Origin of the sequence: Nocardioides lentus (assembly GCF_039529515.1) — a bacterium.
GTDB classification, from domain to species: Bacteria; Actinomycetota; Actinomycetes; order Propionibacteriales; family Nocardioidaceae; genus Nocardioides; species Nocardioides lentus.
Map to the genome: position 1 here is coordinate 1 of NZ_BAAAMY010000018.1, position 2,648 is coordinate 2,648.

Sequence of the window (2,648 nt, forward strand, 5' to 3'; positions counted from 1 at the left end):
ACGGGTGGTCCCGCCAGATTCACGCAGAATTTCACGAGTTCCACGCTACTCGGGGACACGCTCCGGAGCCCATCGCTTACGCCTACGGGACTATCACCCACTACGGCACGGCTTCCCAACCGACTTCGACTTCACGATGAGTTTCTCACTCCGCACCGGCACGGCAGCACCGGTAGAACGACCCCACAACCCCCCACGCACAACCCCTGCCGGGTATCACATGCGCACGGTTTAGCCTCATCCGCTTTCGCTCGCCACTACTCACGGAATCACTGTTGTCTTCTCTTCCTATGGGTACTGAGATGTTTCACTTCCCCACGTTCCCTCCGACTGCCCTATGAATTCAGACAGCGGTAACACCACATGACTGGTGCTGGGTTTCCCCATTCGGACACCCCCGGATCACAGCTCGGTTGCCAACTCCCCAGGGCTTATCGCAGGCTCCCACGTCCTTCATCGGCTCTTGGTGCCAAGGCATCCACCATGTGCCCCTCATAACTTGCCACACCCCACACCCGGACCACTCCAAGAGCGCCCAGACGAAGGGAATGCCACACGCCATGAGAAACCACAAAAACCACAATCAACACAACACCAACCCCCGGTCGCCTTTAAAGACCAGGAGCGGCACAAAAACTCGAACAAACAAGCAATACAAGATGCTCGCGTCCACTCTGCAGTTCTCAACCACCACACCCACCCACCGCCACACCCCCCGCACACGCAGAAGGCCGACCATGGAGGATCCACGAGACACACACCCACACCCCAGACCCCCGCACCGACACCCACCACCCTCCCGACAGGAGAGCACCAGACACCAGCACCAGGACCCGAGGACAGCGTGCTGCCTCAGACACCCAACAGTGTGTCCCCCACGACCCACCCCGAAGAGCAGACCGCAGAGCCGACAGATTCCACAAAGAAGACCGACCACTCACATACCCACCCCCACACGGGGACAGGTGACCACCCCTCACGAGGCGACCCTGGGTCGAGAACTCCTTAGAAAGGAGGTGATCCAGCCGCACCTTCCGGTACGGCTACCTTGTTACGACTTCGTCCTAATCGCCAGCCCCACCTTCGACGGCTCCCTCCCACAAGGGGTTAGGCCACCGGCTTCGGGTGTTGCCGACTTTCATGACGTGACGGGCGGTGTGTACAAGGCCCGGGAACGTATTCACCGCAGCGTTGCTGATCTGCGATTACTAGCGACTCCGACTTCATGGGGTCGAGTTGCAGACCCCAATCCGAACTGAGACCGGCTTTTTGGGATTCGCTCCACCTCGCGGTATCGCAGCCCTCTGTACCGGCCATTGTAGCATGCGTGAAGCCCTGGACATAAGGGGCATGATGACTTGACGTCATCCCCACCTTCCTCCGAGTTGACCCCGGCAGTCTCGCATGAGTCCCCAGCCACCCGAAGGTGCTGCTGGCAACATGCGACGAGGGTTGCGCTCGTTGCGGGACTTAACCCAACATCTCACGACACGAGCTGACGACAGCCATGCACCACCTGCACACCAGCAAAAGCTGCACCATCTCTGGCACATCCCGGTGCATGTCAAACCCAGGTAAGGTTCTTCGCGTTGCATCGAATTAATCCGCATGCTCCGCCGCTTGTGCGGGCCCCCGTCAATTCCTTTGAGTTTTAGCCTTGCGGCCGTACTCCCCAGGCGGGGCGCTTAATGCGTTAGCTGCGGCACGGAACCCGTGGAATGGATCCCACACCTAGCGCCCAACGTTTACGGTGTGGACTACCAGGGTATCTAATCCTGTTCGCTCCCCACACTTTCGCTCCTCAGCGTCAGGTAATGCCCAGAGAACCGCCTTCGCCACCGGTGTTCCTCCTGATATCTGCGCATTCCACCGCTACACCAGGAATTCCGTTCTCCCCTGCATCCCTCTAGTCTGCCCGTATCGGAAGCAAGCACAGAGTTAAGCCCCGTGTTTTCACTCCCGACGCGACAAACCGCCTACGAGCCCTTTACGCCCAATAATTCCGGACAACGCTCGCACCCTACGTATTACCGCGGCTGCTGGCACGTAGTTGGCCGGTGCTTCTTCTGCGCCTACCGTCACCACGCCAAAACGTGGCTTCGTCGACACTGAAAGAGGTTTACAACCCGAAGGCCGTCATCCCTCACGCGGCGTTGCTGGATCAGGCTTCCGCCCATTGTCCAATATTCCCCACTGCTGCCTCCCGTAGGAGTCTGGGCCGTGTCTCAGTCCCAGTGTGGCCGGTCACCCTCTCAGGCCGGCTACCCGTCGAAGCCTTGGTAGGCCATTACCCCACCAACAAGCTGATAGGCCGCGAGCACATCCCCCACCGCTAAAGCGCTTTCCACCACCACCCATGCAGGCAGCCGTGTACACCACGTATTAGACCCCGTTTCCGAGGCTTATCCGCGAGTGAAGGGCAGATTACTCACGTGTTACTCACCCGTTCGCCGCTCGTGTACCCCGAAGGGCCTTACCGCTCGACTTGCATGTGTTAAGCACGCCGCCAGCGTTCGTCCTGAGCCAGGATCAAACTCTCCATCGAAAACTGGAAAACTCATATCCAGACAAACAAACAAAACGCCAGCAATCATCCGAAAACAATCACTGACACCCACAAACACAAAACCCCGAAAGGCTCATGATCG

2 rRNA genes are annotated in these 2,648 nt (G+C 58.8%); both read right to left on the reverse strand.

What is annotated here, in order from left to right:
* A 23S ribosomal RNA gene (locus tag ABD158_RS19225) occupies window positions 1-505 on the reverse strand; the annotation flags it as partial.
* Window positions 506-1,009: 504 nt separating this feature from the next.
* A 16S ribosomal RNA gene (locus ABD158_RS19230) occupies window positions 1,010-2,545 on the reverse strand.
* Between the last annotated feature and the right edge of the window lie 103 nt (window positions 2,546-2,648).